The organism is Streptomyces sp. NRRL S-495 (assembly GCF_000966955.1).
Taxonomy (GTDB): Bacteria; Actinomycetota; Actinomycetes; order Streptomycetales; family Streptomycetaceae; genus Kitasatospora; species Kitasatospora purpeofusca.
The window spans coordinates 1-2577 of record NZ_JZWY01001252.1; the positions used below are offsets into that span (position 1 = coordinate 1).

2 protein-coding genes are annotated in these 2577 nt (G+C 74.7%); both read right to left on the bottom strand.

The window, feature by feature from the left end; genetic code table 11:
* Positions 1–47: 47 nt before the first annotated feature.
* The gene (locus VR45_RS40945) at positions 48–1295 is read right to left on the bottom strand and encodes a beta-ketoacyl-[acyl-carrier-protein] synthase family protein (RefSeq protein ID WP_045945061.1); all 1248 of its coding nucleotides are present in this window, start codon (positions 1293–1295) and stop codon (positions 48–50) included.
* A 173-nt stretch (positions 1296–1468) separates the two neighbouring features.
* A complete protein-coding gene (locus tag VR45_RS40950) occupies positions 1469–2329 on the bottom strand; it encodes an oxidoreductase (protein WP_045945062.1) in 861 nt (286 codons plus the stop codon).
* Between the last annotated feature and the right edge of the window lie 248 nt (positions 2330–2577).

Here is a 2577-nt window from a genome sequence, read left to right on the forward strand (position 1 = left end):
CCGCCGCCCCCGCCGCCCCCGCACCGGGCCCTACCCCGGGCGCCCCCTCACGGCGCGGGCGTGAACACCAGCGAAGCGTTGTGCCCGCCGAAGCCGAAGGCATTGCTGAGCACCGCCCCGACCGGCCCCCGGCGCGCGGCCCCCGCGACCACGTCCAGCCCGACCCCCGGGTCCTGCCGCTCCAGGTTGCGGGTGGGCGGCACGACCCCGTCGCGCAGCGCGAGGACCGAGGCGAGCGCCCCCAGCGCGCCCGCCGCACCGAAGAGGTGGCCGGTCATCGACTTGGTGGCGGTCACCACCGGGTGGGCGCCGATCGCTGCGGTGACCGACTCCGCCTCGGTCAGGTCGCCCAGCTGGGTGGAGGTGGCGTGGGCATGGACGAGCCCGATGTCCAGCGGCGACAGCCCCGCCTCGGCCACCGCCCGGCGGATCGCCCGGACCTGCCCCTCGGAGGCGGCCGCGGTGATGTGGTGGGCGTCCGAGGTGACGGCCGCGCCGGCCAGCACGGCGTGGGCGCGGGCCCGGCGCGCGGCGGCGAAGCCGGCCCGCTCCAGCACGACGACGGCCGCGCCCTCACCGATCACGAAACCGTCCCGGTCGACGTCGAACGGCCGGGAGGCCCGGCCGGGTTCGTCGTTGCGCAGCGAGTGGGCCCGGGCCTGGGCGAAGCCGGCCAGGGTCAGCGGGCAGACGCACGCCTCGGCGCCGCCCGCCACCACCACGTCGGCCCGGCCGAGCCGGATGAGGTCCAGGCCGAGGGCGATCGCCTCGGCCCCGGACGCGCAGGCGCTCACCGGGGTGTGTGCGCCGGCCCGGGCGCCGAGTTCGATCGAGACCCAGGCCGCCGGACCGTTGGCCATCAGCATCGGCACGGTGTGCGGGGAGACCTTCCGGACGCCGGAGGCCTCCAGGACGTCGTCCTGGCCGAGCATGGTGAGCGCGCCACCGGTGCCGGTGCCGATCACCACGGCCAGCCGCTCGCCGTCCACCTCGGGACGGCCGGCGTCGGCCCAGGCCTCCCGGGCGGCAATCAGCGCGACCTGTTCGCAGCGGTCGAGCCGGCGGGCCAGCACCCGGTCGAGGACCTCGGCCGGCTCGACCGCGAGCTGCCCGGCGATCCGGACCGGGAGCCCGGCGGCCCAGTCGGCCCCGATCGGCCGGATGCCGGTGTCACCGGCCAGCATCGCCGCCCAGGTCGAGGGGACGTCGCCGCCGAGCGGGGTGGTCGCCCCGAGGCCGGTGACCAGCACCGACTCGGGGGCGAAGGCTCGGGGCGCGTGGTTGTCGGTACCCATCGAAGGAACTCCCTGGCTAGTGCGGGACTGTGGGGTAGCCACAACTCCCCGCACCGGTGGGTGCGGGGAGCTCTCGCCACATCAGCCACACTGCCATGGCCCTGATGGGCATTCAGGTGTGTCAGTCAACCGATTCGAACACCATGGAGTTAGAGGAACTCCACATGCGCGCCCTAGGCGTCGAAGTCGGTGGAGCGGCCCACCGACTCCCAGGTCCGGAGCTCCTCGGCGGACGCCTCCAGGGCGCCGAGCACCGCGTCGACGGCGTCATTGCCGAGCAGCAGGCGCAGCGGGGTGTGCTCGGCGTCCAGGGCGGCCAGGATCGCGGCGGCCGCCTTCTCCGGGTCGCCGAGCTGCTTGCCGGCGGTCTCCGGGAGCCCCTCGCGGACCGGCCCGACGATCCCGTCGTAGACGGGCAGCGCGGTCGTGAAGGCGAGCGCGCTCCGCTCGGCGAAGGAGGTGCGGAAGGCGCCCGGCTCGACGATCAGCACCTTGATGCCGAAGCCCGCCACCTCCTTGGCCAGCGCCTCGGACAGGCCCTCCAGGGCGAACTTGGTCGCCGAGTAGGCCCCGGCGCCCGGGAAGGTGAAGCGGCCGCCCATGCTGGACATCTGGACGACGGCGCCCGAACCGCGTTCCCGCATGTGCGGCAGGACGGCCCGGGTGAGCGCGGCCGGGCCGAAGAAGTGCAGGTCCATGAGGTCGCGCAGCTCGCGGTCGGTGTACTCCTCGACGGCGCCGATCAGGCCCCGGCCGGCGTTGTTGACCAGGACGTCGATCCGGCCGTAGCGCTCCACGGTCTCCGCCACCACGGCGGCGATCCGGTCGTGGTCGGTGACGTCCAACCGGACGGGCACCAGCCGACCGGGGTGCGCCCCGGCCGCCTCGGCCAGGGTCTCGGGCCGCCGGACGGCGGCCACCACGGTGTCGCCGGCGGCCAGTGCGGCCTCGGCGAGGGCCAGGCCGAAGCCCGAGTTGGCCCCCGTGATCAGCCAGACCCGGCCGTCGGGGGTATCGATCGACTTGTCGCCCATGAGTATGTTCCTCCCGTAATCATCTTCCCAGTAAGGAAGTTGACGATCACTTCTATGCCACCGGCGGGCGGGGCGTCCAGGAGATGTCCGCCCTGGCCGGTCCGGCCGCCGCAACGCCGGGAGCCCCCGGTCGAGTCGTGCTCGGCCGGGGGCTCCGGGGGTGTCCGCGCGGGAGGGCGCGGACCGTGCCTTCCGAAGGATCCGGATCTACGGCAGGTTGCGGGCCATCACGATGCGCTGGATCTGGT

Coding starts and splice junctions, on each gene's coding strand:
- VR45_RS40945 (WP_045945061.1), bottom strand. CDS start 1,295: ATGGGTACCGACAACCACGCGCCCCGAGCCTTCGCCCCCGAGTCGGTG.
- VR45_RS40950 (WP_045945062.1), bottom strand. CDS start 2,329: ATGGGCGACAAGTCGATCGATACCCCCGACGGCCGGGTCTGGCTGATC.